Source organism: Siculibacillus lacustris (assembly GCF_004328075.1).
Classification (GTDB): domain Bacteria; phylum Pseudomonadota; class Alphaproteobacteria; order Rhizobiales; family Ancalomicrobiaceae; genus Siculibacillus; species Siculibacillus lacustris.
This window is the reverse complement of sequence record NZ_SJFN01000026.1, coordinates 1-26009: the sequence shown is the minus strand read 5'-3', so window position 1 is coordinate 26009 and position 26009 is coordinate 1. Positions and strand designations below refer to the sequence as shown.

23 protein-coding genes are annotated in these 26009 nt (G+C 70.5%); 10 read left to right on the top strand and 13 right to left on the bottom strand.

Annotation, left to right across the window (positions count from 1 at the left end; all coding sequences use genetic code 11):
- Window positions 1-264 precede the first annotated feature (264 nt).
- Genes pxpB through EYW49_RS16175 form a run of 3 tightly spaced genes read left to right on the top strand, consistent with a single transcriptional unit; the run spans window position 265 to window position 2812 of the window.
- On the top strand, window positions 265-1005 hold the full coding sequence (pxpB, locus tag EYW49_RS16185; protein ID WP_131310667.1) for a 5-oxoprolinase subunit PxpB: 741 nt from the start codon (window positions 265-267) through the stop codon (window positions 1003-1005).
- Window positions 1002-2045 carry a 5-oxoprolinase subunit C family protein gene (locus EYW49_RS16180; protein ID WP_131310666.1) on the top strand — a complete coding sequence of 348 codons (1044 nt, stop codon included), beginning with the start codon at window positions 1002-1004 and terminating at the stop codon, window positions 2043-2045. The genes pxpB and EYW49_RS16180 overlap by 4 nt, the downstream gene beginning before the upstream one ends.
- Window positions 2042-2812 carry a LamB/YcsF family protein gene (locus tag EYW49_RS16175; protein ID WP_131310665.1) on the top strand — a complete coding sequence of 257 codons (771 nt, stop codon included), beginning with the start codon at window positions 2042-2044 and terminating at the stop codon, window positions 2810-2812. Before EYW49_RS16180 ends, EYW49_RS16175 begins: the two co-directional genes overlap by 4 nt.
- A 90-nt stretch (window positions 2813-2902) precedes the next feature.
- On the opposite strand, the gene speB is transcribed toward EYW49_RS16175, so the two are convergent.
- Together speB and EYW49_RS16165 are read right to left on the bottom strand one after the other, a co-directional pair.
- The gene (gene speB / locus EYW49_RS16170) at window positions 2903-3850 is read right to left on the bottom strand and encodes an agmatinase (protein WP_131310699.1); all 948 of its coding nucleotides are present in this window, start codon (window positions 3848-3850) and stop codon (window positions 2903-2905) included.
- Between the two features lie 450 nt (window positions 3851-4300).
- Window positions 4301-4723: a MerR family transcriptional regulator gene (locus tag EYW49_RS16165; protein WP_131310664.1), complete on the bottom strand. Its 423-nt coding sequence runs from the start codon at window positions 4721-4723 to the stop codon at window positions 4301-4303.
- 68 nt (window positions 4724-4791) lie between these two features.
- Here EYW49_RS16165 and EYW49_RS16160 point away from each other — a divergent pair, with 68 nt between their 5' ends.
- On the top strand, window positions 4792-7080 hold the full coding sequence (locus EYW49_RS16160; protein WP_131310663.1) for a heavy metal translocating P-type ATPase: 2289 nt from the start codon (window positions 4792-4794) through the stop codon (window positions 7078-7080).
- A 132-nt stretch (window positions 7081-7212) separates the two neighbouring features.
- Here the strand turns inward: EYW49_RS16160 and EYW49_RS16155 are convergent, their stop codons facing one another.
- From EYW49_RS16155 to EYW49_RS16140, 4 genes are all read right to left on the bottom strand, one after another.
- On the bottom strand, window positions 7213-7446 hold the full coding sequence (locus EYW49_RS16155) for a thioredoxin family protein (protein WP_131310662.1): 234 nt from the start codon (window positions 7444-7446) through the stop codon (window positions 7213-7215).
- 35 nt (window positions 7447-7481) lie between these two features.
- Complete coding sequence (locus tag EYW49_RS16150; protein WP_131310661.1) at window positions 7482-8249, bottom strand: pyrroline-5-carboxylate reductase family protein; 768 nt, start codon at window positions 8247-8249, stop codon at window positions 7482-7484.
- A gap of 65 nt (window positions 8250-8314) precedes the next feature.
- The gene (locus EYW49_RS16145; protein ID WP_131310660.1) at window positions 8315-9379 is read right to left on the bottom strand and encodes a permease; all 1065 of its coding nucleotides are present in this window, start codon (window positions 9377-9379) and stop codon (window positions 8315-8317) included.
- Window positions 9376-9672, bottom strand: a complete 297-nt coding sequence (locus tag EYW49_RS16140; protein ID WP_131310659.1) for an ArsR/SmtB family transcription factor — start codon at window positions 9670-9672, stop codon at window positions 9376-9378. Before EYW49_RS16140 ends, EYW49_RS16145 begins: the two co-directional genes overlap by 4 nt.
- Window positions 9673-10212: 540 nt before the next feature.
- Between EYW49_RS16140 and amaB the strand changes: the two genes are divergently transcribed.
- Window positions 10213-11754: an L-piperidine-6-carboxylate dehydrogenase gene (gene amaB / locus EYW49_RS16135; RefSeq protein ID WP_131310658.1), complete on the top strand. Its 1542-nt coding sequence runs from the start codon at window positions 10213-10215 to the stop codon at window positions 11752-11754.
- A 6-nt stretch (window positions 11755-11760) separates the two neighbouring features.
- Here amaB and EYW49_RS16130 read toward each other — a convergent pair whose 3' ends face one another.
- Window positions 11761-12657 carry a LysR family transcriptional regulator gene (locus EYW49_RS16130; RefSeq protein ID WP_131310657.1) on the bottom strand — a complete coding sequence of 299 codons (897 nt, stop codon included), beginning with the start codon at window positions 12655-12657 and terminating at the stop codon, window positions 11761-11763.
- A 201-nt stretch (window positions 12658-12858) separates the two neighbouring features.
- On the opposite strand from EYW49_RS16130, the gene EYW49_RS16125 reads away from it, so the two are divergent.
- Together EYW49_RS16125 and EYW49_RS16120 are read left to right on the top strand one after the other, a co-directional pair.
- Complete coding sequence (locus tag EYW49_RS16125) at window positions 12859-14142, top strand: NAD(P)/FAD-dependent oxidoreductase (protein WP_131310656.1); 1284 nt, start codon at window positions 12859-12861, stop codon at window positions 14140-14142.
- A 124-nt stretch (window positions 14143-14266) separates the two neighbouring features.
- Complete coding sequence (locus EYW49_RS16120; protein ID WP_131310655.1) at window positions 14267-15622, top strand: hypothetical protein; 1356 nt, start codon at window positions 14267-14269, stop codon at window positions 15620-15622.
- A 114-nt stretch (window positions 15623-15736) separates the two neighbouring features.
- Here the strand turns inward: EYW49_RS16120 and EYW49_RS16115 are convergent, their stop codons facing one another.
- The 3 genes from EYW49_RS16115 to EYW49_RS16105 form a co-directional block, all read right to left on the bottom strand.
- Window positions 15737-16507 (bottom strand): response regulator, encoded by a 771-nt coding sequence (locus EYW49_RS16115; protein ID WP_131310654.1) that lies wholly within the window; start codon window positions 16505-16507, stop codon window positions 15737-15739.
- 101 nt (window positions 16508-16608) lie between these two features.
- Window positions 16609-17166 carry a BMC domain-containing protein gene (locus EYW49_RS16110; RefSeq protein WP_131310653.1) on the bottom strand — a complete coding sequence of 186 codons (558 nt, stop codon included), beginning with the start codon at window positions 17164-17166 and terminating at the stop codon, window positions 16609-16611.
- A 55-nt stretch (window positions 17167-17221) separates the two neighbouring features.
- The gene (locus EYW49_RS16105) at window positions 17222-18559 is read right to left on the bottom strand and encodes a 4Fe-4S dicluster domain-containing protein (protein WP_131310652.1); all 1338 of its coding nucleotides are present in this window, start codon (window positions 18557-18559) and stop codon (window positions 17222-17224) included.
- 373 nt (window positions 18560-18932) lie between these two features.
- Here EYW49_RS16105 and EYW49_RS16100 point away from each other — a divergent pair, with 373 nt between their 5' ends.
- Window positions 18933-20033: a glycerol dehydrogenase gene (locus EYW49_RS16100; protein ID WP_131310651.1), complete on the top strand. Its 1101-nt coding sequence runs from the start codon at window positions 18933-18935 to the stop codon at window positions 20031-20033.
- Window positions 20034-20268: 235 nt separating this feature from the next.
- Window positions 20269-21474, top strand: coding sequence for an OpgC family protein (locus tag EYW49_RS16095; RefSeq protein ID WP_165498291.1), 1206 nt, complete (start codon window positions 20269-20271; stop codon window positions 21472-21474).
- 47 nt (window positions 21475-21521) lie between these two features.
- Here the strand turns inward: EYW49_RS16095 and EYW49_RS16090 are convergent, their stop codons facing one another.
- The 3 genes from EYW49_RS16090 to EYW49_RS16080 form a co-directional block, all read right to left on the bottom strand.
- Window positions 21522-22484 (bottom strand): alpha/beta hydrolase, encoded by a 963-nt coding sequence (locus tag EYW49_RS16090; RefSeq protein ID WP_131310649.1) that lies wholly within the window; start codon window positions 22482-22484, stop codon window positions 21522-21524.
- Between the two features lie 5 nt (window positions 22485-22489).
- Entirely contained in the window at window positions 22490-23698 is a 1209-nt protein-coding gene (gene manD / locus EYW49_RS16085; RefSeq protein WP_131310648.1) for a D-mannonate dehydratase ManD, read from the bottom strand.
- Between the two features lie 79 nt (window positions 23699-23777).
- Window positions 23778-24512, bottom strand: coding sequence for a GntR family transcriptional regulator (locus EYW49_RS16080; RefSeq protein ID WP_131310647.1), 735 nt, complete (start codon window positions 24510-24512; stop codon window positions 23778-23780).
- Between the two features lie 214 nt (window positions 24513-24726).
- Here EYW49_RS16080 and uxaC point away from each other — a divergent pair.
- Window positions 24727-26009: glucuronate isomerase (gene uxaC, locus EYW49_RS16075; protein ID WP_131310646.1), on the top strand; the 1283-nt coding region annotated here is incomplete at its 3' end.

Genomic DNA, 26009 nt, shown 5'->3' with positions numbered 1-26009 from the left:
CACGGTCTGCCTGATTCCTGGGCGATATCTACGCCTTTCGTCGCGCTTTCGAGGCCGTGGCGCTCGGTCTCGATCGATCCGGGACGGTCGCCGGTTGCAGCCCCCCGAGACGCGGAAACGGCGGAAGCGCGCGACGACGCGGACGCCCGTGCGTCCGGGAGATCGGGGGAATCAGGGATGCGATCGGGTGCCGATTGTTCGATCTTCGTGACTTGGTACGATTCTTGTTCCAAGCTTCGAACCGACGAGGTGGAGACGACGTGAATGACCGGCGACGCCCCTGCGCCGCGCCTACTCGATGCCGGTGACGGCGGGTTGGTGATCGAACTCGGCGAGACGATCGACGACCGCCTCAACGCGACCGTCGTGGCCCTCGCCGCGGCGATCGAGGCACTGGCTCTGCCGGGCCTCCACGAGGTGGTTCCGACCTACCGGTCTTTGCTGGTGCTGTTCGATCCCCTGGTGCTGCCGGCCGCACGGTTGCGGGCGATCGTCGCCGCGTTGCCGCCCCCGCGCCCGGCATCGGACGCCGAGCGCCGACTCTGGCGGGTTCCGGTGTGTTACGGCGGCGCCTGCGGCATCGACCTCGACGACGTCGCCGCCCGTCACGGCCTCGCCACCGACGAGGTGGTCCGGCTCCACGCCGGCGCGACCTATCGCGTCCACATGATCGGTTTCGCGCCGGGCTTCGCCTATCTCGGCGGGCTGCCCACGGCGCTCCACACCAGCCGCCGCACCGACCCGCGCCCGAAGACGCCGGCCCGCAGCGTGTCGATCGGCGGTCGCCAGACGGCGGTGTCCTCCCCGCTCGAGGTCCCGAGCGGCTGGCATCTGATCGGCCGGACCCCGGTTCGCTCCTACGATCCGCATCGAACGTCTCAGCCCTTTCTGTTTTCCGCCGGCGACGCGATCCGCTTCGAACCGATCGACGGTGCGACCTACGAGCGCCTGTGCCGCGCGGCCGAAGCCGGCGAAATCGTCGCCGAACGGGAGATGATGCCGTGACCCTGCATCTCGTGATCGACAGGGGCGGTCTCTCCTCGACTCTCCAGGATGTCGGACGTTTCGGCTGTCAGCGCTTCGGCATCTCGGGATCCGGCGCCATGGATGCGGTGGCGATGCGGATCGCCAACGCCCTCGTCGGCAATTCCCCGGACACCGCGGTGATCGAGATGTCGATGACCGGCCTCGCCGCGACCGTCGTCGGCGGCGCCTGTCGCGTGGCGGTCGCCGGTGCCGCCATGCCGATGTCGGTCGCGGGACGCCGCGTCGACGGTTGGCGCTCCTTCGACCTCGCCGAAGGGGAGCGCCTCGACTTCGGTGCGATTTCGGACGGCATGTATGCCTATCTCGCGGTTGCCGGCGGATTCGCGATCGAACCGACGCTCGGCAGTCTGTCGACCCATTCGCGGTCGGGCATCGGCGGCTTCCACGGTCGCGCGCTCGCCGCCGGCGACCGGCTGCCGCTGCTCGGGGCGCCGCGAGGACCGGACCTCTGTCTGCCGGAGGCCGATCGGCCCCGTTCCGACGGCCCGGTGCGCGTGGTTCTGGGACCGCAGGACGATCATTTCACCGCCGCCGGCGTCGCGACCTTCCTGAGCGCCGGATTCCGCGTCACGTCCCGCACCGATCGCATGGGCGCACAACTCGACGGGCCGGCGATCGAACACGCCGACGGGCACGACATCGTTTCGGACGGGATCGTCAACGGCAGCATCCAGGTACCGGGCAACGGCCGGCCGATCGTGCTGCTCGCCGACCGCCAGACCACCGGCGGCTATCCCAAGATCGCCACGGTGATCGGGCCGGATCTGCCGAAGATCGCCCAGCGCCGCCCCGGCGAGACGATCCGCTTCGTTGCGATCGGCGCAGCGGAAGCGGCTACTGCGGTGCGCGACCACCACCGTCTCGCGACCGGACGCCTGACACGCCTGCGCCGAGTCGCGCGCACCGCCGAGGATCTCGATTCCGCCTTCCTCCTCGGTCTCGATCTCATCGGCGGCGTCTGTTCGGCGCTCGACGGACAACCTGTGGAGTCGACATGAAGACCATCGATCTGAACTGCGACATGGGCGAGGGTTTCGGCGTCTACACGCTCGGCGACGACGAAGCCATGCTCGACATCGTCTCCTCCGCCAACATCGCCTGCGGCTTTCATGCCGGCGACCCGCTGGTGATGGCGAAGACGCTCGCCGCCGCCGCCGCGCGCGGGGTCGGCGCCGGCGCTCACCCGAGCTTCTTCGACCTGTGGGGTTTCGGCCGGCGGCCGATCCTCGGCGAGCGCCCCGACGACGTCGAGAAGCAGCTGGTCTACCAGATCGGCGCTCTGCAGGCGCTCGCCCACGCCGGCGGCCAGAAGCTCACCCACGTCAAGACGCACGGCTCGCTCGGCAATCTCGCGCACGAGGACATCGAGCTCGCCCGCGCGGTCGCCCGTGCGGTCAAGTCGGTCGATCCGGACTTCATCCTCGTCGTCATGCCCGGGCTCGAGACCGAGCGGGCCGGCGAGGAATTCGGCCTGCGGATGGCCCGCGAGATCTACGCCGACCGCGCCTATGCCGACAACGGCAACCTCGCCTCGCGCAAGCTCCCCGGCGCGGTGCTGCACGATGCCGACGAAGCGGCCGAACGCATCCTGCGGATCGTCGAGACCGGCGAGCTCGTCACGGTCGGCGGGCGTCGCATTCCGGTGCGCGCCGACACGGTCTGTGTCCACGGCGATACGGCGGGCGCGGTGGCCATGGCGCGCGCCGTGCGCACCCGCCTGGAAGCGGCCGGATACCGCATCCGCCCGATGGGCGCCGCGTCCTGACGGATCGGCGAGACGGAGGGGCGATCGGCGGCGCTCCGGCTCGCCGACGCGGGTCCGAACGCCGGCGCCGGAGGCGGTCGGCGGGTGGGGTCACGCCCCGCGTCGCTCGTCGGCCAGAAGCGCCAGGAGTTCCGACAGGATCGTCGCCGCCAGCAGAGCGGTGATCTGGCCGGGGCCGTCGTAGAGCGGATTGGTCTCGACGACGTCGCCGCCGACGAGGTTCAGGCCGTTCAGCTTGCGCAGGATGGTCAGCGTCTCGTGGGCCGAGAAGCCGCCCGCCTCCGGCGTCTGCACCCCGGGTGCGGCCGAGGGATCGACGAAATCCATGTCGAAGGTCAGGAACACCGGCCGCCCGGCGGTGCGCGCCCGAATCCGCTCGGCGAGCTTTTCGGCGCCGAGTGCGAAGACGTCGTCCGTCGTCAGGACCTCGTAGCCGAGTTCGACCGACTGGCTGACGTCGGTCGGCGAGAACAGCGAGCCACGCATGCCGATCTGAATCGAATGCGCGGCATCGACGATGTCCTCCTCCACCGCGCGGCGGAACGGTGTGCCGGCGCTGTAGCGCAGCCCCGCGAAGTAGCTGTCCCAGGTGTCGCTGTGGGAATCGAAGTGCACCAGGGCCAGGGGGCCGTGTCTGCGAGCGAGGGCGCGCAGCTGCGGCAGCGTCACCGAATGATCCCCACCGAGCGACATCGGCACCACCCCGGCGGCGGCGATCGCGGTCACCGCTTCTTCGATCAGCCGGTAACTCTCCTCCAGATAGCCGGGCACGACGCCGCAATCGCCGACATCGCGGACGCGGAGCGTCTCGAAGATGTTGACGCCGCCGCGATAGGGGTTGATCGGGCGAAGCATCACCGACATGGCGCGGATCGCGTTCGGCGCGAACCGCGCCCCGGTGCGATAGGGGCCGCCGGAATCCGAAGGAATGCCGAGGATCGCGACATCGATGCCTTCGAGGCTGCCGTTCTGCTCGAGCCGCATGAACGTCGGCACGCCGCAGAAGCGCGGCAGCGTCAGGGAGTCGACGGGAAGCATGGTCGTCACGGTTGGATCTCCTTGTCGAATCGGGCGATCGCGCGGGATCTCCGCCGGCGATGCGTCTCGGATGGGGATGCGCGACGTTCGAGCCGCCGCGTTCGGCGTTCTCGCGGCGGGCGGCCGAGTCGTCGTCGGTGTCGGCCGGACCGGTCGCCCCGATCCCCTCTCGCGCCCGCACGAGAGCAAGCTCAGGGCGCGCGCCGCCGGAACGACGCACCCCCGGCGGGAATGCTGGTCGCGGCGAATTCTCCCATGAAATGCATAGGAATTGTACATATTTGAGCAAAAAATTCAATTCGGGGCGAACCGCGCCCCATCCCTCACCGGCGCGCGCAACCCGGGGTCTTCGCCGGCGAGATCGGGGCGAAGCCGGTCGAGCGCGCCGGCGCGGCCCCGCCCGCCCGTGAGCGGAGACGGAGAGGCGCTCCGCCCGGGGGGCCGACCGCTTCAGTGGCTCGGATGCGCGCACCGGCCGTGATCGGTCAGCACCTCGATCACCCGACATGTGGCGATGGTCCCGTGCGAGCAGCCGGCGATCATGCGCTCGAGTTCGGTCTGCAGCGCCTTCAGACGGTCGATGCGCGCGACCACGTCGAGGAGCCGTTGCCGCGCGATGGAATCGGCCGGCGAGCACGACTGGCCGGGATTGTCCTGGAGATCGAGCAGGGTGCGGATCGCGCCGACCTCGAAACCCAGCTCGCGGGCATGGCGGATGAAGGTCAACCGTCGCAGCCGCGCCTCGTCGTAGAAGCGGCGGTTGCCCGCGGTGCGGGGCGGCTCCGGCAGCAGCCCGACCTCTTCGTAATAGCGGATGGTCGGCACCTTGACTCCACTGACGCGCGCGGCCTCGCCGATCGGAACGCCTGACATCTCGGTGCTTGCTCCTCTAGTCGCTGGAGAATGTAGGCTCGCCCGAGATGATGGACAAGGACGATCCCATGAGCACCGTTTCCAAGACCCGCTTCCGCGTCGATGGCATGGATTGCGCCGCCTGCGCGACCAAGATCGACACCACCGCCCGGCGGGTTCCCGGCGTGCAGGACGTCTCGGTCTCCGTCACCGGTCGGAGCCTGTCGGTGACCCATGGGCCCGACGTCGATCTCGACGCGCTCGCCCGCAAGATCGCCGGCCTCGGATACGCGACCACGCGACTGGCCGGCGCCGCGGCGACGCCGGGCACCCCCGAGGATCCGGCTCACGGGCCGGCCTCTACCGGACGTGACCATGATCACGACGGCGCTCATGCCCATGTCGGCCATGAGCACGGCGGCCACGACCACGCCGGTCATGATCACGACGCGCCGACGAGCGACGCCGCCCCGCGGTCGCACCCGGACGGACCGAGCCCGAACGATGCGCCGTGGTGGTGGTCGCCGAAGGCGCGGCCGACCATCGCCAGCGGGGTGGCGCTGGCGGCGGCCTACGGCATCGGCCATGCCGTGCCGAAACTCGAAGTCTGGGCCTTTCTCGCCGCCATCGCGGTCGGCCTCGTACCGATCGCCCGGCGCGCGCTGATGGCGGCTCTCGCCGGCACGCCGTTTTCGATCGAGATGCTGATGACCATCGCCGCGATCGGCGCGATCGTCATCGGCGCGACCGAGGAAGCCGCCACCGTGGTCTTCCTGTTCCTGGTCGGCGAATTGTTGGAAGGCGTCGCCGCGAGCCGCGCCCGCGCCGGCATTCAGGGGCTGGCGGCCCTGGTGCCGAAGACCGCCCGCCTCGAGAGGGGCGGCGTGATCGAGGAGGTGGCGGCCGAAAGCCTCGCCGTCGGTGCGATCGTCGTGGTCCGCCCCGGCGATCGCATCCCGGCCGACGGCGCCGTCACCGAAGGCGAGAGCGCCGTCGACGAAGCGCCCGTCACCGGCGAGAGCATGCCGAAGAGCAAGACGGTCGGCGACACGGTCTTCGCCGGGGCGGTCAACGGCGACGGCGTGCTGCGCATTCGCGTGAGCGCCGCCGCCGCCGACAACACGATCGCCCGGGTGGTGAAGCTGGTGGAGGAGGCCCAGGAGAGCAAGGCACCGACCGAGCGCTTCATCGATCGGTTCTCGCGCTGGTACACACCCGGCGTGGTGATCGTCGCGGCCCTGGTGGCGCTCGCCCCGCCGCTCGCCTTCGGCGGCGACTGGTCGGCCTGGACCTACAAGGGGCTGGCGATCCTGTTGATCGGTTGTCCCTGCGCTCTGGTCATCTCGACACCGGCGGCGATCGCCGCCGGTCTGTCGGCCGGCGCCCGGCGTGGTCTCCTGATGAAGGGCGGCGCCATCCTCGAGACGGTCGGCCGCATCACGGCGATCGCCTTCGACAAGACCGGCACGTTGACCGAAGGCAGACCGCGGGTCACCGACGTGATCGGCTTCGGCGGCGAGACCCCGGACACCGTCCTGTCTCTCGCCGCGGCGCTGGAGGCCGGGTCGAGCCATCCGCTCGCCCTCGCCGTTCTCACGGAAGCGGCTGCGAGAACCGTGGTGATCGCGGCGAGCGCCGGATCCGCGGCCGTGCCGGGCAAGGGCGTCGAGGGAGTGGTCGGTGGCGACGCGGTCTTCTTCGGCTCGGTCGCGTCCGCCGGCGGCCTCGCGCCGATCGGGGCGATCGACGCGGAGCGCATCGCGGCGTTGAGCGCCGGAGGCAAGTCGGTGTCGGTGGTGGTGCGCAGCGGCGAGGCGATCGGCGCCATCGCCATGCGCGACGAGCCGCGCGCCGATGCCCGGCGCGGCCTCGATGCGTTGAAGGCGGCGGGCGTGAAGCCGGTGATGTTGACCGGCGACAACCGGGCCACGGCCGAGGCGGTGGCGACGCTGCTCGGGATCACGCCCCGCGCCGAGCTGATGCCGAGCGACAAGCAGGACATCGTCCGCGAGATGCAGAGGCAGGGCGAGATCGTCGCCAAGGTCGGTGACGGCATCAACGATGCGCCGGCGCTCGCCGCCGCCGACGTCGGCATCGCCATGGGCGGAGGCACCGACGTCGCACTCGAGACCGCCGATGCAGCGGTTCTCCACGGCCGGGTGATGGACATCGCCGACATGGTCGCCCTGTCGCGCCGCGTGATGGCCAACATCCGACAGAACATCGCCGTCGCGCTCGGCCTCAAGGCGGTGTTCCTGGTGACGACCATCACCGGCCTCACCGGGCTGTGGCCGGCCATCCTCGCCGACACCGGCGCCACGGTCCTGGTCACGGCCAACGCCATGCGGCTGCTGCGGTGGAAGGGAACCGCCCTATGAAAGGCCGACGGCGGCGTTCGGACGAACCCGCAGGATTTCGCGGCGGTGCCGAAGCGCCGCCACCGCCGCGGATGGGCCTCCTCCCCCCGTACGGGGCCGTTTCGGGCGGCGGGGGCGGGGGCGGCGGGCCGCTCAGCCGAGCCACTTGCCGATGTCTTCGGCCTTCGGCAGCCCGCCGGCGTGGACGACCTTGCCGTCGACCACGATGCCCGGGGTCGCGGCGATGCCCCAGCCGGCGATGTCGGCATAATCGGTCACCTTCTCGATGGTGATGTCGATGCCGAGCCGATCGGCCTCGGTTTGAACCATCTCGGCGGTCGTCCGGCAGCGCCGGCAACCGGGTCCGAGGACCTTCACCTGTTTCATCGTCTGTCCTTTCAAGGGTTTGGTCACGCATTCGTTCAGGCCGTCAGGCGGGCCCAGAGGGGCTCGAGGCGGGCGCGGTAGAGATCGGCGATCATGGCCTCGTCGCCGGCGAGCGGCTTGACCGGCACCAGATCGAGCACACGCTCGACCGGCAGGTCGCTCTCCAAGAGCGTCGCGGCGGCGCCATGGACCATCTGCGCGACGGCGGTGCGGGCGGCGGCGTCGGACAGGCCGAACTGAACCGCCAGCGTGCGGAGCTGTTGGAACTGGAACCACAGATAGGTCGGGCCCATGGCGCTGATCAGCGCATAGGCCTCGATGGTCGCCTCGTCGACCTCCGGGCAGTCGCCGAGCGGCGCCAGCAGATCGAGCAGCCGCGCCCGGCCGGCGGGATCGAGCCCTGCGGCGAAGGCGATCGGATTGAAGCCACGATTGACGATCGACGGCGCGTTGGGATTCTGCCGGGCGATGCGGGCGAAGCCCCCGGCGAGGGCGCGGAGCGCTTCGAACTTCAGCTTCGGGGCGAGCGACAGCAGGATGGCGTCGGCGGCGAGCCTCGGCGCGATCGCCGGCAGCACCTCCGCCGCGGCCGGCGGATGCAGGCCGAGGACGACGATCGCCTGCGACGCCACCGCCGCCGGATCGCCGCGCCGGACCGTCGGATGGTCGCGGATCAGCGCGTCGAGGACCGCCGGATCGGCATCATAGGCGACGAGGGTCGCCGGCGACCGCCCGGCGCGCCGCCACCCGTCGATCATGATCCGGGCGATGCGCCCGGCGCCGACGAACCCGATTCCGTCCATTTTCAGTCTCCCTGGGGGGTTGCCGCGGCGGGTTTCGGCCCGGTCGGCGGTAGGACAAAGTGAAGTCAGGCGAAGAGGAGGTTGAACATCCAACCGACGGCGAGGATGCCGAGGCCGACGACGGCGACGAACACGACGATCAGCCGAGTGGTCAGGACCTTGCGCAGGATGATCATTTCGGGGGCGGAGAGCGCGATCACGCTCATCATGAAGGCCAGCACGGTGCCGAGCGCGGCGCCCTTGTCGAGCAGTGCCTCGACCACCGGAAGGATGCCGGCGGCGTTCGAATACATCGGGATGCCGATGACCACGGCGGCGGGCACCGACCACCAGGCGTCGCGCCCCATGACCGCGGCGACGAGATCGACCGGCACATAGCCGTGGATCAGGGCGCCGAGGGCGATGCCGGCGATGACCCACATCCAGACCTTGCCGACGATGTCCTTCACGGCGTCGATACCGGCGCGGATGCGGTCGACCAGGGTGATGGTCTCGTCCGGCAGATCGATCGCGCCGGCGCGGACGGTCCTGACCCAGTCCTGCAGCCAGCCTTCGAGATGCAGGCGGCCGATCACCCAGCCGGAGACGATGGCGACGGCCAGCCCGAAGACCAGATAGGTGAGCGCCACCTTCCACCCGACCAGGGCGAAGAGCAGGCCGAGGGCGATCTCGTTGACCATCGGCGCGGCGATCAGAAACGAGAAGGTGACGCCGAGCGGCACGCCGGCCGAGACGAAGCCGATGAACAGCGGCACGGCCGAACAGGAGCAGAAGGGCGTGACGATGCCGAGCGCGGCGGCGGCGACGTTGCCGAGGCCTTCGCGGCGGCCGGCGAGCAGGGCGCGGGTGCGTTCGGCGGAGAAGAAGCTGCGCACGACGCCCATGGCGAAGACCACCAGGGTCAGCAGCATCAAGACCTTCGGCGTGTCGTAGACGAAGAAGGCGACGGCGCCGGCGAGGCGGCTGCCGGGCTCGATCGGCATCAGGGCGACCAGTCCGGTCGCGGCCGGTTCGAGGACCGCATAGACCAAGCACCAAGCGACCAGGCAACCGGCGGTGCCGATCAGCCAGGGCGCGGGATGGCGGACCGCCGGCGGGGCGACGATCGGTGCGGGGCAACAGGTGGTCATGCGGCGTCCTTCCTCTGCGCGAGGGGCAGGGCCATCACCGCATCGATCACCGCCGCGACCGCGGGGTCGAGGTCGGGGTTGCGGCGATAGCGCACCCATTGGGCATCACGCCGGTCGACGAGCAGGCCGGCGATCTTGAGCGCCCCCATGTGCCGCGACATCCGCGACTGGCTGGCGCCGAGCTTGGTCATCAGTTCGCAGACACAGTGCTCGCGCCCGTCCCACAGCAGGCGCAGGGCGGCGAGACGGGTCGGGTCGGCGAGGGCCGACATCAGGTCGACGGGGCTGATCATGTGGTCATCCGCTTATGCGTTTCAGCGCATAATCTGGTCTCGCTCCCGGCGGGAGTCAATGCGATGTCCGCTTGATCGGATTTCTACATATCGAGGGGTGTCGACATCTCGTATCGCCGAGGGCCGGGTCGCCGTCGCGACGCCGTCCCCACCGATGCAATTCGGCGTGTCGAGGTTGCCTCGGTGGCGCGCGGCAGGCTCTTCGCCGGCGAGATCACGGCCATGGAACTCGTCATTCTCGACGGTCCCGACTGCCGGACGTCGCACAGGGTCCCGGCGCCGATCCGGCAATCGGCGCGACGGCGTCGCCGCTTCGATCGCCCCGGCCGAGGCCCGGCGCGCAGCGCCGGCGCGTGCGGCCTTCGCTCGGCGCATTCCGGCCCCGCATGACCTTTTGCACGATCGTCACTTTACGGCGGGGGGGCTCGATCCCTAGAACCGACGCCACAGCCGGCCGGCGAGGCCGCGGCGACGCGCGTCCGGCGCCCGCGCAGCCCTCGCCCGGACGCCCCCGCAACGCTCCGTCCCGGAAAGTCCGCCATGACCCTCGCTGCCCTCGATCTCCCCCACGAAGTCCACTCGCTCCTCACGGCGCTCGGCGTCGCCGAAGACCGCTTCACCGGCGGCACCCTGGTGGTGCGCTCGCCGATCGACGGCCGCGAGATCGGCCGTCTGCCCGAGGACGACGTCGACGCGGCGAAGGCGGCGATCGCCCGGGCCCAGGCGGCGTTCCTCGTCTGGCGCTCGGTGCCGGCGCCGAAGCGCGGCGAACTGGTCCGGCTGTTCGGCGAGGAACTGCGGGCGGCCAAGCCGATGCTCGGCCGGCTGGTGTCGATCGAGGTCGGCAAGATCGTCTCGGAAGGCCTCGGCGAGGTCCAGGAAATGATCGACGTCTGCGATTTCGCGGTCGGTCTGTCGCGCCAGCTCTACGGCCTGACCATCGCCACCGAGCGCCCGGACCATCGGATGATGGAGACCTGGCATCCGCTCGGCGTCGTCGGCATCATCTCGGCCTTCAACTTTCCCGTCGCGGTGTGGGCGTGGAACTCCGCGCTGGCACTGGTCTGCGGCAATGCCACGGTGTGGAAGCCGTCGGAGAAGACGCCGCTGACGGCGCTCGCCACCCGGGCGATCTTCGACAAGGCGGTCGCCCGCTACGTCGCCGACGGCGGCACCGCGCCGGCCGGTCTCGCGCCCCTGCTGATCGGCGGGCGCGAACTCGGCGAGGTGCTGGTCGACCACCCGAAGGTGCCGCTGGTCTCGGCGACCGGCTCGACCGCCATGGGCCGCAAGGTCGGGCCGAAGCTCGCCGGCCGTTTCGCCCGGGCGATTCTCGAACTCGGCGGCAACAACGCGGCGATCGTCACCCCCTCGGCCGATCTCGACCTGACCCTGCGCGGCGTCGCCTTCGCGGCGATGGGCACCGCGGGCCAACGCTGCACCACGCTGCGCCGGCTGTTCGTCCATGCGAGCGTCTACGACGCCTTGGTGCCGCGGCTGAAGAAGGCCTATGGCTCGGTCCGGGTCGGCAATCCGCTGGAGACCGGCACGCTGGTCGGGCCGCTGATCGACGGCGGCGCCCATGCGGCGATGCAGAAGGCGCTCGACGAGGCCCGCGCCGCCGGCGGCACGGTGACCGGCGGAGAGCGGGTCGCGATCGACGGTGCGGCGGAGGCCTTCTACGTCCGCCCGGCGCTGGTCGAAATGCCGGCGCAGACCGCGACGGTCGAGCGCGAGACCTTCGCGCCGATCCTATGGGTGATCAAATACGACGATTTCGATGCCGTGCTGGAGCTGCACAACGCCGTGCCGCAGGGCCTGTCGTCGTCGATCTTCACCAACGACCTGCGCGAGATGGAAACCTTCCTGTCGGTGCGCGGCTCCGACTGCGGCATCGCCAACGTCAACATCGGCCCGTCGGGCGCCGAGATCGGCGGGGCCTTCGGCGGCGAGAAGGAGACCGGCGGCGGCCGCGAATCCGGCTCCGACGCCTGGAAGGCCTACATGCGGCGGGCGACCAACACGATCAACTACGGGCGCAGCCTGCCGCTCGCCCAGGGGGTGGTGTTCGAGGTCGAGTGAGGCGCTTCAACGGTCGGGCGCGGTCTCGGCCAGGAGCCAGTCGCGGAAGGCGACCAACGGGGGGTGCGCCGCGCGCTCGTGCGGCCACACCAGATGATAGGCCTCGGGGCTGCGCATCGGCAGGTCCAGCGCCAGCACCAGCTTGCCCGAACGCAATTCGTCCTCGATCAGGAAATCCGGCAGCAGCGCCACCCCGAGCCCGGAGATCGCGGCCTGGGCGGCGGTGGCGAACTGGTCGAACAGCATGCCGTGCACGGCCTGGGCCGGCACCGCGTGGCGGGTCATCCATTGTTCCCAGGCGTCGGGCCGGGTGGTGAGGTGCAGCAGCGGCGCCTTGCGGATGTCGCCCGGCTTGACGAACTCGTAGTGGCTCTTGAGATCCGGGCTGCAGGTCGGCACCACCGTCTCGAAACGCAACAGCGCCGTCTCGGCCCCCGACCATTCCGGCGCGCCGAAATGGATCGCCGCATCGATCGGCTCCAGGCCGAAGTCGAAACGCGACAGCCGCGTCAGCAGGTTGATGGTGATTCCCGGATGCAGCGACAGGAACTTCGGCAGCCGCGGCGCCAGCCAGCGGGTGCCGAAGGTCGGCAGGATCGCCAAGGTCAGCGTGCCACCGAAGGGGTTGGCGCGCAGGTTGAGCGAGGCGGCGCCGATCTTGCGCAGCGCGTCGCGGATCTCGCGGGCATAGGCATCGCCGCCGACGGTCAGGCGGATCGATTGGCGCTCGCGGTGGAACAGCTCGACCTCGAGCTGCTCCTCCAGCGCCTTGATCTGACGACTGACCGCGCTCTGGGTCAGCGACAGTTCCTTGGCCGCCGCGGTGATGCTGCCGGTGCGCGCCGCCGCCTCGAAGGCCGACAACAGCGACAGCGAAGGCAAAAAGCGGCGCGGGCTCTGCATGTCATGCTCCGACAGAATGAACTCTTGACCAAACGTCGATGGCCGATTCGCGGGTCCCTGACTAGATTGCCGAGGATTTCCGCGCCGTCTTCGTGTCTGCGGGGGATCCGTTCCGCGGCCGATCCCCGGCCCGGCGGAATGACCCTCGGCAGGTTACGAGCCATACGGCGTCTCGGTCGGAATGAAAAGGATCCCCGCGCGATGCAGAACGACACTCGAACCCATGGCCTCTGGGAACAGAGCGCGCCGCCCGCACCAGTGACGCCGGCGCTGATCGGCGACGTCTCGGCGGACGTGGTGGTGGTCGGCGGCGGCTACACCGGCCTGTCGACGGCGCTGCATCTCGCCGAGGCGGGGGTCGACGTGGTCCTGCTCGAGGCGGTCGAGATCGGCTTCGGCGGCTCGGGCCGCAACGTCGGTCTGGTCAACGCCGGGATGTGGGTGCAGCCGGAAGACCTCCTGGCGACGCTCGGTCCGATCTACGGCGAGCGCCTGCTCGACCTCCTCGGCAATGCACCGCAATACGTCTTCGATCTGGTGGCGCGGCTGGGCATCGACTGCGAGGCGTCGCACGCCGGGACGCTGCACTGCGCGGTCGGGCGGGCCGGGCTCGTCGAAATCACCGAGCGCGAGCGGCAGTGGCGGCGGCGCGGGGCGCCGGTCGAACTGCTCGACGCCCGCGAGGCCGAGGCCAAGGTCGGCTCCACCGCCTATGCCGGGGCGCTGCTCGACCGCCGCGCCGGCACCATCCAGCCGCTCGCCTATGCTCGCGGGCTGGCCCACGCGGCGATCACCGCCGGGGCGCGAATTCATACCGGTTCGCCGGTGATCGCCGCCGACCGGCGCCGCACCCAGTGGGAAGTGCGCACCGAACGTGGGCGGGTCACCGCCGATCGCATCGTGGTGGCGACCGACGCCTATTCCCAGGGACCTTGGGCGGCGGTGCGCGACGAGCAGGTGCACCTGCCCTATTTCAACTTCGCCACGCCGCCGCTGGCGCCGGAGGTGCTGCGCACCATCCTGCCGGAGCATCAGGGCTGCTGGGACACCAAGCAGGTGCTGAGCTCGTTCCGCCTCGACCGCGCCGGCCGGCTGGTGTTCGGCAGCGTCGGGGCGCTGCGGCTCACCGGTATGGCGGTGCATCGCGCCTGGGCCGAGCGGGCGGCGCGCAAGGTGTTCCCGCAGCTCGGGCGGGTTGCCTTCGAATCGGCCTGGTACGGGCTGATCGGCATGACCAAGGACAATCTGCCGCGGCTGCATCGGCCCGCCGACGATGTGATCTGCTTCTCCGGCTACAACGGCCGCGGCATCGCGCCGGGCACGGTGTTCGGCCGCACCATCGCCCGCCACCTCACCGGACAGATCGGCGCCTACGAGATGCCGCTGCCGATCACCGCCACCGAGACCCCCACTTTTGGACGACCCATGGAGCTCGCCTATGAGCTGGGCGCGCAGCTCGTGCACACGATCGATGCCAGATTGTGAGCCCGGCCCGGCCGGACTCGGCCGGGGGCGGCGAAGGCCCCGCCGCAATCCTCCCGTCGCGGGTCCGTCCGCGACGGCGGCGCGGCCCGAGCGCAGCGGCACGTCTCCTCGCACATCCGGTATCATGGCAAGATCGACCAACCTTCTCGTGCTCGCGACCGGCCTGCTGCTGATCTTCGGCCAGACCGCCCATGTCCCGGCGGCGACGCAAGTGGCGATCGGCGCGGCGATCCTCGCCACCCTGGCGCAGTGGCGCACGGTGCCGGTGATGGCGCGGATCTTCGTGGTCGCGGCGCTGGTCCTCGGGCCGGCGGTGGCGCTGTGGTTTCCGCGGCGGATCGGCGAACTCCATGCGGCGCTGATCCAGGGCGTCGCCTTCGCGGTGCTGCTCTCGACCATCGGCGTGCTGCGCCACGCGGTGCGCCATTCGGCGATCGCGCAGAGAGCGGCGCGCTTCCTGGTCTCGGTGCCGCGGCGCGGCCGTTATGCGGCGGTCAACGTCGGCAGCCATTTCCTCAGCCTGTTGTTCAACGTCGGCATCATCGCCCTGATCGGCGAATTGCTCGGCTCGGGCGACAAGGCGCGGATGCCGAAGCGCCAGCGCCAGGAGTTGCTGCTCGCCGGCATGCGCGGCACGGTGCTGATGACCATCTGGTCGCCGATGGGACTGGGCTTTGCGATCGTCACCACCGGGATCGATCGGCTCGATCCGGTGCGCTTCCTGGTGCTGTCGTTCCTGTCGGCGATCCTGCTCCTGGCGCTGACCTGCTTCGTGTTCGGCCGCTCCGACGACGGATCGGAGGATCGGAGCGCCGACGGCGCACCCCAGTCCTCGAAGCCGGTATGGGCGATCCTGGCGGTGAGCGCGGCGCTGCTGGCGGCGACGATCCTGCTGCACGAGTTCCAGGGCATGAGCTTCATTCTCGCCACGGCGGCGGTGATCCCGCTGTTCTCGATCGTGTGGGTGATGTTCGAACCGGCGACCGAGCCCAAGCCCCTCGTCGTCCATCTCGCCGGCATGTTCCGTGGGCTCACCGACATGCGCGGCGAGAGCGCGATCTTCCTCTCGGCCAACGTGATCGGCGCGGCGATCTCGATCTGCGTGCGCGAACAGGCGTTCTGGGGCGCGGTCCAGAACGGCACCTATCCGGATCTGGCGATCATCGGCCTGTGCCTGCTGATCGTGCCGCTGGCCGGGGCGCTGATGATCCCCCATTCGATCTTCGTGGTGCTGCTGGTGCAGTTGTTCGGCCACGGCACCACCGGCGCCGGCCACCCGATGACCCTGGCGCTGGCCCTGACGCTCGGTTGGGCGATGGCGATTGCGGTGTCGCCGATCAGCGCCATGTCGCTGATCACCGGGTCGCTCACGGGCGTGTCGTCGCACGTCGTCGGGTTGTCGTGGAACGCGCGCTTCGCGCTGCTCCTGCTCGTCTGTTCGTCGCTGCTGGTCGCCGGCGCCTACGCGCTCGGACTGTGACCCTCGCCCGATCCGCCCAACCCGCCCGATCGACGGACGCCGCCCGAAAAAAATCCGGCGTGATTGCCGATCCGAGGGACTCGGGTCGGCAATCACGCCGGAGCAGGACCTCGGTCAGACCGTCTTGCGGTCGGCGTGCAGGGCCCGGCGGCAGGCGGCCGGGGTCTGGCCGACCTCGCGCTGGAACAGCCGGTAGAAATTGGTCAGATTCGGATAGCCGACCTCCTCGGCGATGGTCGAGATCGGCAGATCGCTGGTGTCGAGCAGGGTCTTGGCGGCTTCGATGCGCAACCCGGTGACATATTGCTGGTAGCCGACCCCGACCTGCTTGCGGAAGCGGTGGGCGAGATGGGACGGGCTGAGATGGGCGGCCTCGGCGACCTCGGCGAGCGAGATCGACGGCGAGCGGAAGTTCTGGCGGATGTAGGCTTGGGCGCGCTCGATCGGATCGGCGCGGGCGTGGGTGCGGGCGGCGATGCGGATCGGCGGCGGCGCGGCCGCGGCGGGCTTGGGCGCGACGTCGCGGGCCAGACGGGCGAGCACGTCGTGGAGGATCGCCGGGCGGATCGGCTTCAACAGATAATCGACCGCGCCGAGCTTCAACGCCCGCTGGACATAGGCGAATTCGTCATAGGCGGTGAGGAACACCATGCGGACGTCGGGGCATTCGCCGCAGATCACCGTCGCCGCCTCCAGGCCGTCGACGCCGGGCATGCGGATGTCCATCAGCACCACGTCGGGCGGCAACCGCCGGGCGCAGTCGATCGCCTCGGCGCCGTTGCGGGCTTCGGTGACCGAGGAGAACCCCAGGGCACTGCTCTCGACCACGTTGATGATCGTCGAGCGGATGATCGGCGTGTCGTCCACCACGAGAAGGGCCGGCATTTCGGGTCACCTCGTCTCTTGCGGTCGATTCCGGCACGCCCGAATGGGCGAAACGGTGGCGAGAAGTCCGACGCGCGACGGTAGGCCGCGGGCCGGGCGGATCATCCGAGCTGGGCGAAGATCTCCTCGGACGGATTGGCGATGACGATCTTGCCGACCAGCAGGCCGAGCCGGGCGACCGCCGCGCCGCCGGCCTCGACCGCCGCCTCGCAGGCGGTGACGTCGCCGGTCAACAGGATGTAGCCCTTGCCGCCGAGCGCCAGGGCGATGCGCACGTCGACGAGATGGACGTTGGCCGCCTTGACCGCCGCATCGGCGGCCATCACCACCGAGATCGCCGAGAAGGTCTCGATGATGCCCAGCGCCTTGCGATCGGTGGCGGGGCAGACGCCGGCGAGGCCCTGCACCACTTCCGGGTGGATGTTGGCGATGACGAACCAGTCGACCACCGTGTCGGGGTGCCGCTCGCGCGCCGCCGCGACCGCCGAGGTCACCGAGGCGACGTCGCCGGTGACGGCGGCGACGAACTTGCCGGGGCAGATCGTCTTGAAGAAGATCGGCTGCACACGCGCCGACTTGATCATCCGATCGGCGCCGTCGATTCCCGCGGCGATGCTGGTGAATTCCACCATTCCGACGGCGGCGTAGAGCTCTGACACGGCGTCTCTCCTTCCTGTCGGGGCGGCGTCGGCCGACCCCACTCCGACGTGACGTTCAGCGGGCGACCACCACGGTGGCACCCACGCTCTCGACCGTGCCGTCGATGCCCGTATGGATCCGCGCCCCGAGGGCCCCGTCGGGAATCGTCCCGACCAGATCGCCGCGGCGCACCACGTCGCCGGGGCGGACCACGGCGCGAGCCGGCGCGCCGATGTGCTGGGCGAGCGGAATCACCACCCGCTCCGGCTGCAACTCGCCGAGATCGTCGCAGGGCAGGTCCAGGTAGCGGGAGATGCCGATCTTCGAGGCCAGCCGCGGCACCGGCACCTTGCGGAACTCGCGCCAATGGACGCGGTTTTCCTCGATGGTGCGCGGGCCGTCGTAGGCGATCTTCTCGGCGCGGAAGCGGGTCTTGATCGACTGATTGATCCGCCGCGGCAACAGCCCCATGGGACAGGCGAAATGCTCGCAGACGCCGCAGTCGCAGCACAGCAGCGCCAGCTTGCCGTCGGCGCCCTCGGTCTCGCGGTGGTGGGCGAAGGCGCGCATCACCCGGTGGGTCTCGAAGGGTTGGCCGACCAGTTGGCGAGGGCAGAGGTCGGAGCACATCCGGCACTGGATGCAGGCGGCGGCGGCGCGGGCGCGGGTGTGCGAGGCCGGCGTGGTGGCGTTGACGTGGAGGTGGTGGCCGCGCGGGATCACGATCAGGCCGCCCGAGGTCTTGGTGACGACCTCGCGGGCGAAGGCCGCGGCCTCGTCGACCACCCGGCCCATCATCGGTCCGCCGAGCACAAAGACCGGATCGGCGATGGTCGCACCGCCGGCCGCGGCGAGGCAGGCGGAGAGGGGCGTACCGGTCGGAACCCGCAGGATGCCGGGCCGGGCGACGTCGCCGGTGATCGTCAGGTACTTGTGGGTGAGCGGCACGCCGTCGGCGGCGGCCGCCGCCGAGACCAGGGTGCCGACGTTGGCGACCACGACACCGACGTGCAGCGGCAGGCCGAGCGGCGGCACCGAGCGGCCGGTCACTTCGCGGGTCAGGATCTGCTCGTCGCCGGCCGGATAGAAGTTGTCGAGCAGAGCGATCTCCAGCGGCCGCGCGCCGATCGCCCGCCGCAGGATGTCGGTGGCTTCCGTGTATTTGCGCTTCAGGGCGACGACGCCGCGCGCCGCGCCGGTCGCCGCCTGGACGAGGCTCAGCCCGCGCACGATCTCGTCGGCGTGGTGCAGCAACAGGTGCTGGTCGGTGTGCAGCAGCGGCTCGCATTCGCAGCCGTTGGCGATCACCGTGTCCGCCGTGGCGGCGTATTTGACGTGCGAGGGAAAGCCGGCGCCCCCTTCGCCCACGATGCCGGCCGCTTCGACCGCCGCCAGAAACGCCGTCCTGTCCATGGCTCCCTCGCTCGTTGGTCGACGTCCGCCCGCCGATGCCGACCGGATTCGCGGATCTGCCGCGACGTCGGAGCGATCTGCGGAGGCTGGATGCGGCACCTTCCGCAGCGGCTCGTCCGTCCGCTGGAGTCATAAGTCCACCGACCCCGGCCGCGCCATTTTCAAAACCCGCGAAGATTTACACTATTCGGCTTTCCGCGCGGCACCCCGCCCCGAGAACCACCTGTTCGTACAACAACTACGCCCGCTTAGCGCATTGGCGGGCCGGCGGGAGGGCGCCTAGGGTTCGGCGCCTGGTGCGCAGCGACGCGAGCCCCGGCCGGGGTTCGGCGTGGTCGCCGGACGACGCCAGGCGTCAACGGGGAAGGGCGTCATGATCAGCACCTCCATCTTTCCGAGCCGCTACGTGCAGGGCGCCGACGCCTTCGCGACGCTGGCGTCGGAGACCGCGCGCCTGGGGTCACGGGCCCTGGCGATCGTCAGTCCGACCGCACACACCAATGCCGCCGTCGCCGCGGCGCTGGCCGCCAATGCCGAGGTCGCCTTCGACGTGGAGATCTTCGGCCGCGAATGCTGCCGTCTCGAGATCGATCGCCTGTCGGCGGTGGCGAAACGCACCGGCGCGCAGGTGATCGTCGGGATCGGCGGCGGCAAGGCCCTCGACACCGCCAAGGCGGTCGCCCACGACCGCGGCCTGCCGGTGGTGATCGCGCCGACGCTGGCCTCCACCGACGCGCCGTGCTCGGCCCTGTCGGTGATCTACACGCCCGACGGCGCCTTCGAGAGCTATCTGGTGCTGCCGCGCAATCCCGACGTGGTGTTGGTCGATTCGGCGGTGATCGCCCAGGCGCCGGTGCGCTTCCTGGTGTCGGGCATGGGCGACGCGCTCGCCACCTGGTTCGAGGCCGAGGACTGCTTCAAGTCGGGCGCCACCAACATGACCGGACGGGTCGGATCGATGACCGTCCATGCGCTCGCCCGGCTGTGCTGGGACACGCTGCGCGCCGACGGCGTCGCCGCCAAGGCCAAGGCGGCCGAGGGGCTGGTCGACGCGGCTGTCGAACGGATCATCGAGGCCAACACGCTCCTGTCGGGCATCGGCTTCGAGAGCGGCGGGTTGTCGGGCGCACACGCCATTCACAACGGTCTGACCGTGCTGGCGCCGACCCATCACTATTGGCACGGCGAGAAGGTGGCGATCGGGACCCAGGCGCTGATGTTCCTGACCGGACGGCCGAACGCCGTGATCACCGAGGTCTATCGCTTCTGCGTCGCGGTCGGGCTGCCGATCACCCTCGCCGACATCGGCCTCGACTCGCCGTCGGACGCCGATCTGATGAAGGTCGCCGAGCTCGCCTGCGCGGCCGGCGAGACGATCCACAACGTGCCGTCGGACACCACGCCGGCCCAGGTCTTCGCGGCGCTCAAGGCTGCCGATGCCTATGGCCGGCGGTTCGCGCTGGTTCCGGCCTGATCGAACGGCCACCCGGGGGCGCATCCGCACCGTTCCCCCGGGTCCGCGCCGCGGCGCGAGGAGGCCCCGCCGCCCCGCGGGGCCTCGGTCGGCGCGCCGCCCGGCGCGCCGAAGCGCCGACACACGACCTCGTGATCGAACCTTTCGCCCCGTCGCGCGGTCTCTTCCGGGGCCCGTTCGACGACGACCGACGCCGGGCCCCTCCGGGGACGGCGGTCGGCGGCGGAACGGAACGATGGCGTGGGCGCGATTTCTGGCGGGCGGCGCGGCGATCGGGCGAGAGCCCGCCGCATCGATCCCCCGCGATCGACGCCTCGACGTGATGCGCGGTCTGGCGCTGATCGTGATCTTCATCGACCACATGCCCGGCAATCTCGTCGCCGCGGTGATGCCGCACGCCTGGGGCTTCTGCGACGCGGCGGAGCTGTTCGTGTTCCTGTCGGGGATGTCGGCGGCCTGGGGCTTCGGGCGGACCATCGATCGGCTCGGGCCGGGGGCCGGCGGCCGCAAGATCCTGGCGCGGCTCGGAACGATCTACGTCTGGCACCTGATCGTGTTCCTGGCGGTGGTGTGTCTGGTCGCCGGAGCGATGGCTCTGACCGGCGATCCCGCGCACTCCGATGCGATCGACGTCGATCCCCTGCTCGACGACACGATCGGGGCGGCGGTGGCGATGCTGACGCTGACCTATCAGCCCAACTACCTCAACATCCTGCCGCTCTATCTGGTGCTGCTCGCCGCCTATCCGCTGATCCACGTCCTGGTCTGCCGGTCGCCGCTGCTGGCGCTCGTCCTGTCGGCGGCGCTGTGGCGGGCGGCGGCGCATTTCCAGATCGATCTGCCCGCCGGTGACGAAGAGTGGTTCTTCAACCCGCTCGCCTGGCAGATGATCTTCACCTTCGGCGTGGTTGCCGGCCGCGCCGCGAGCGCCGGGCTGGCCTTGCCGCACGGCCGGGCGGCGAGAGCGGTCGACGCGCTCGCGATTGCCGTGGTGGTGTTCGCCGCCGCGGTCAAGCTCGCCGAGGCGGGCGTCCTGACGCTGCCGGCGCTCGCGCCCCTGGTGGCGATGGAATTCGGGGCCGACAAGACCAACCTCGATCCGGCGCGTCTCGTCCATTTCGCGGCGCTCGCCTGGCTGTTTCTGCGCGCCGTGCCGCCGACCGCCCGCCGGCTCGACGGGCCGGTGGCGCGCCGGCTGGCCGCGGCGGGGCGCCATTCGCTCGAGGTCTTCGCGGTCGGCACGATCCTGGCGGTCGCCGGCCAGATCGTGATGATCGAGACGGCATTCGATCCCGGCGTCCAGCTCGCCACCTGCGCCGTGGGGATCGCCGCGCTCATCGGACTCGGAGCGGCGCTGTCGCGACCGGCCGTGCGGGCGACGCCTACGGCGGCGAGCGCGTCCGAAGCCCCAAATCTGGCGACCGTCTCCTCGGGCGCCTGATCGGCGCCGCGGCATCTCACCCGTAGGGCGACGCGGCTCGCTGCGCCTCAGGCGGTCGTGGCGGCGAAGGCGGCCGCGGCTTCGATGGTGGCGCGGGCCGGCGCCAAGGCGCGGGCGAAGCGCAGGTAACCGTGGACCACCCCGCCGGTGATCTGCAGCCGGTGCGGCGCACCGATGGCGGCGAGCCGGGCGGCGAGCCGCAGCGTGTCGTCGCGCAGCGGATCGTGGCTCGCGGCATCGAGGAACAAGGGCGGCAGACCGGCGAGGTCGGCGCGCAGCGGCGCGGCGAGGCCGGTGGTTTCGGCCGGGATGGCGCCGAGCAGATTGGCCCAGTACCAGCGCATGCGTTCGGTCGAAAGCAGAAAGGTCTCGTCGGCGCCGAAGGCGCGTTGGCTCGCCGTCTCGAAGTCGGGGGCGAGGCAGCCGTAGAACAGGAGCCCGGCGGCGAGCGCGGGTCGCCCGGCGTCGCGACGGGCGAGGAGCGCGGCCAGCGCCAAGTGGGCGCCGGCGGAATCACCGGCGACCACCAGCCGGCGCGCGGCGATCGGCCGGCCGAGGCCACCGCGCTCGAGGAAATCCAACGCCGCCAGCGCGTCGTCGAGGGGCGCCGGAAAGGGATGTTCGGGGGCGAGCCGATAGTCGAGCGACAGCACCGGCCGGCCGCTCGCCACGGCGAGCCGTCGGGTCAGGTCGTCGTGGCTGTCGATCGAGCCGAAGGTCCAGCCGCCGCCGTGGAGGTGGAGGATCACCGGCCCGTCGTCGTCGAGCGTGCCGTGGAGCCGCGCGCGACAGGGCTCGCCGTCCCCGCCGGGCACGGTGAGATCGCGGGTCGGGCAGGCGACGGTGTCCGCGCCGACCCAGTCGCGGGCCGCGTCGTCGACCGCCCGGCGGCGCACCGCGAGCGGGGCATCCGGATCGGGCGCCGGGGCGGCCGCCAGCGCCGCGACCACCGCCGCCATCTCCGCGTCGAGCGGATCGGCCGCGGTCTCGGTTCCCGTGCCCTGCGCCATCGGCCTCACCAGTTCCACAAGGTGCCGTCCTCCAGCCGGCAGACCGGCAGGTAGGCGGGATCATAGGGGTATTCGGCGGCGAGCCGCTCGTCGATGTCGACGCCGTGGCCGGGCACCTCGCCGGGGAACATGTAGCCGTCCTGGAAGGTGTAGGCGTGGGGGAAGACCTCGTCGGTGACGGGCGCGTGGATCATGTATTCCTGGATGCCGAAATTGGGCACCCAGACGTCGAAGTGCAGGGCGGCGCCCATGCAGATCGGCGACAGGTCGGTGGCGCCGTGGGAGCCGGTGCGGACCTGATAGAGCGACGCGAGATCGGCGATGCGGCGCAGGTGGGTGATGCCGCCGGCGTGGACCACGGTGGTGCGGATGTAGTCGATCAACTGGTTCTGGATCAGCTCGCGGCAGTCGTGGATCGAATTGAACACCTCGCCGACGGCGATCGGCGTCACCGTGTGCTGGCGGATCAGGCGGAAGGCCTCCTGATTTTCGGCCGGCGACGGGTCCTCCATCCAGAACAGGCGATAGGGCTCGAGCGACTTGCCGAGCCGCGCCGCCTCGATCGGGGTCAGGCGGTGGTGGACGTCGTGGAGGAAATGCGGGCCGAAGCCGTAGACCTCGCGCAGCCGCGCGAACAGCTTGGGCACGAAGTCGAGATAGCGTTCGGTCGACCAGATCTGCTCTTCGGGCAGGCCCTTGGTCGCCGGCTCGTAGAACTTCGAGCCGTGGGCGACGCCGTAGGTGGTGGCGATGCCGGGGATGCCGCACTGGGCCCGCACCGCCTTGAACCCCTTGGCGAGGAAGTCGCCGACCCGGTCGACGGTCTCCTCGATGTCGGCGCCGTTGGCGTGCGGATAGACCAGGGCGCCGTCGCGCGAGCGCCCGCCGAGCATCTGATAGAGCGGCAGGCCGGCGGCCTTGGCCTTGATGTCCCACAGCGCGGTGTCGACCGCGGCGATCGCCGACATGGTCACCGGACCGCGCCGCCAATAGGCGCCGCGATAGAGATACTGCCAGGTGTCTTCGATGCGGTGGGGATCGCGGCCGATCAGGCAGGGAATCACGTGGTCGGTCAGATAGGAAGCGACCGCCAGTTCGCGGCCGTTCAAGGTGGCGTCGCCGACCCCGGTCAGGCCTTCGTCGGTCTCGATCTTCAGGGTGACGAAATTGCGTCCCGGACAGGTCACGATGACCCGCGCCGACGTGATCTTCATGTCTTCCTCCCAGTCGCTGTCTTCGGTCGTCCGCGGATCTGACGTCCGCTTCGGTGGTCTCTCAGGGGGGGCGCGTCGATCAGCCGCCGACGGCGGCCCGCGCCGGGGGTTCGGCCTCGTCCTCGGTCTCGAACAGGTCGGGCCAGCGCGCCTCGAGCATCGGCAGCTTGGTCAAGATGACGATCAGGTGCTCGTGCACGGCGTGTTCGGCGGCGACCGGATCGCCGGCTTCGACCGCGGTGAGGATGTCGCGGTGCTGGGCGAGCACGGTGTGCATCGGCACCGCCTCGCCGACGTCGAGATAGCGGACGCGGTCCATCTGGCTCTTCAGGTCGACGACGATGCGCCAAGCGGCGGGTCGGCCGGCGGCGGCGGCGAGGCCGGCGTGGAAGTCGTCGTCGAGGGCGAAGAAGCGGGCGCCGTCGCCGCGCTCGAAGGCGCGTTCCATGTCGTCGAGGCAGAGGTGGAGCGAGGGCAGCAGGTCGCCGCCGCGGCGGATCGCCGCTTCGCGGACCACCGCACATTCGATCGCCTCGCGGATGAAGCGGGCGTCCTCGACGGCGGTGCGCGAGATCTTGACCACCAGCGTGCCGCGCTGCGGCAGAATGCGCACCAGCCCGCTCTCGGCGAGCTTGATGAAGGCCTCGCGAACCGGTTGGCGCGACACCCCGAACCGCCGCGCGATGTCCTGTTCCGACAGGCGTTCGCCCGGCCGGATCTGCATGGTCACGACGGCGTGACGCAGGAGTTCGACCAGACGGCGCGCAATCGGTTCGGAAGACGTGGCGAGGTCGGAGACGACGAAGGGGCTCATGGCGGTAAGACTACCATACGAATTTTCTGTTGCGAAGGCGAAACCACCATACTAGTCTGCGGAATTGCGACGCGCATCGGCGATGCCGACGCCGGCAGACTCGTCGGCGGACGCCGCCAGCCACCGGGACCGACGGCGCCGCCGTCACGGTCCGGCGTGATCGCTTCCGAGATCGGATCCACCGATCCGGCCCTCGAGGGAGGTGACGCGTTCCATGGCCGAGCCCTACGCCCTGCACCCCGACCGTCTGCTGCCCGCCGATCCGGGCACCCGCGCCATCGCCCGCGAGCTCTATGCCTCGGTCGCCGGTCTGCCGATCGTCAGCCCGCACGGCCACACCGATCCCGCCTGGTACGCCGAGAACGCCGCCTTCCCGGACCCCGCCAGCCTGTTCGTGATCCCCGACCACTACGTCCACCGCATGCTCTACTCCCAGGGCATCCGGCCGGAGCGGGTCGGCGTGCCCCGCCTCGACGGCGGCCCGGTCGAGACCGACAAGCGCAAGATCTGGCGCATCTTGGCCGAGAACTTCCACCTCTATCGCGGCACGCCGTCGTGGATCTGGCTCAACCACGCCTTCCAGACGGTGTTCGGCATCGACGAACGCCTCTCCGCCGACAGCGCCGACCGGATCTACGACAAGATCGCCGCCGCCCTCGAGCGCCCCGAGTTCCGCCCGCGCGCCCTGTTCGAACGCTTCAACATCGAAGTSATCTCGACCACCGAGAGCCCGCTCGACGACCTCCGCCACCATGCGGCGATCCGCGCCTCCGACTGGTCCGGCCGCGTCGTCACCGCCTTCCGGCCCGATCCGGTCGTCGATCCGGCCTTCCCCGGCTTTACCGCCAATCTCGACACGCTCGGCCGGATCACCGGCGAGGACACCGGCTCCTACGCCGGCTATCTGTCGGCCTTGGTCAAGCGGCGCAAATACTTCGTCGAGGTCGGCGGTTGCACCTCGACCGACCACGGCCATCCCACCGCCAAGACCGCCGACCTGTCCGCGGAAGACGCCGCGGCGCTCTATGCGCGGGTCCGCAGCGGCGCGGCGACGCCGGCCGAGGCCGAGCTGTTCCGCGCTCAGATGCTGACCGAGATGGCGGCGATGTCGGTCGTCGACGGGCTCGTGATGCAGATCCATCCCGGCTCGCGCCGCGACCACAACCCCGAGATCTTCGCGACATTCGGCAAGGACAAGGGCTGCGACATTCCCGGTCCGACCGACTATGTCGAAGACCTGAAGCCCCTGCTCGCCCGTTTCGGCAACCGGCCCGATCTGACCATCATCCTGTTCACGTTGGACGAGACGGTCTATTCGCGCGAGCTCGCCCCGCTCGCCGGGCACTATCCGGCGCTGAAGCTCGGGCCGGCGTGGTGGTTCCACGACAGCCCGGAGGGCATGCGGCGCTACCGCGAGCAGGTCACCGAGACCGCCGGCTTCTACAACACCGTCGGTTTCAACGACGACACCCGGGCCTTCCTGTCGATCCCGGCGCG

Coding starts and splice junctions, on each gene's coding strand:
- EYW49_RS16100 (WP_131310651.1), top strand. CDS start 18,933: ATGATCAGCACCTCCATCTTTCCGAGCCGCTACGTGCAGGGCGCCGAC.
- EYW49_RS16160 (WP_131310663.1), top strand. CDS start 4,792: ATGAGCACCGTTTCCAAGACCCGCTTCCGCGTCGATGGCATGGATTGC.
- EYW49_RS16125 (WP_131310656.1), top strand. CDS start 12,859: ATGCAGAACGACACTCGAACCCATGGCCTCTGGGAACAGAGCGCGCCG.
- EYW49_RS16150 (WP_131310661.1), bottom strand. CDS start 8,249: ATGGACGGAATCGGGTTCGTCGGCGCCGGGCGCATCGCCCGGATCATG.
- manD (WP_131310648.1), bottom strand. CDS start 23,698: ATGAAGATCACGTCGGCGCGGGTCATCGTGACCTGTCCGGGACGCAAT.
- EYW49_RS16090 (WP_131310649.1), bottom strand. CDS start 22,484: ATGGCGCAGGGCACGGGAACCGAGACCGCGGCCGATCCGCTCGACGCG.
- EYW49_RS16105 (WP_131310652.1), bottom strand. CDS start 18,559: ATGGACAGGACGGCGTTTCTGGCGGCGGTCGAAGCGGCCGGCATCGTG.
- EYW49_RS16120 (WP_131310655.1), top strand. CDS start 14,267: ATGGCAAGATCGACCAACCTTCTCGTGCTCGCGACCGGCCTGCTGCTG.
- EYW49_RS16145 (WP_131310660.1), bottom strand. CDS start 9,379: ATGACCACCTGTTGCCCCGCACCGATCGTCGCCCCGCCGGCGGTCCGC.
- EYW49_RS16165 (WP_131310664.1), bottom strand. CDS start 4,723: ATGTCAGGCGTTCCGATCGGCGAGGCCGCGCGCGTCAGTGGAGTCAAG.
- EYW49_RS16140 (WP_131310659.1), bottom strand. CDS start 9,672: ATGATCAGCCCCGTCGACCTGATGTCGGCCCTCGCCGACCCGACCCGT.
- EYW49_RS16095 (WP_165498291.1), top strand. CDS start 20,269: ATGGCGTGGGCGCGATTTCTGGCGGGCGGCGCGGCGATCGGGCGAGAG.
- EYW49_RS16115 (WP_131310654.1), bottom strand. CDS start 16,507: ATGCCGGCCCTTCTCGTGGTGGACGACACGCCGATCATCCGCTCGACG.
- speB (WP_131310699.1), bottom strand. CDS start 3,850: ATGCTTCCCGTCGACTCCCTGACGCTGCCGCGCTTCTGCGGCGTGCCG.
- amaB (WP_131310658.1), top strand. CDS start 10,213: ATGACCCTCGCTGCCCTCGATCTCCCCCACGAAGTCCACTCGCTCCTC.
- EYW49_RS16130 (WP_131310657.1), bottom strand. CDS start 12,657: ATGCAGAGCCCGCGCCGCTTTTTGCCTTCGCTGTCGCTGTTGTCGGCC.
- EYW49_RS16080 (WP_131310647.1), bottom strand. CDS start 24,512: ATGAGCCCCTTCGTCGTCTCCGACCTCGCCACGTCTTCCGAACCGATT.
- EYW49_RS16155 (WP_131310662.1), bottom strand. CDS start 7,446: ATGAAACAGGTGAAGGTCCTCGGACCCGGTTGCCGGCGCTGCCGGACG.
- EYW49_RS16175 (WP_131310665.1), top strand. CDS start 2,042: ATGAAGACCATCGATCTGAACTGCGACATGGGCGAGGGTTTCGGCGTC.
- pxpB (WP_131310667.1), top strand. CDS start 265: ATGACCGGCGACGCCCCTGCGCCGCGCCTACTCGATGCCGGTGACGGC.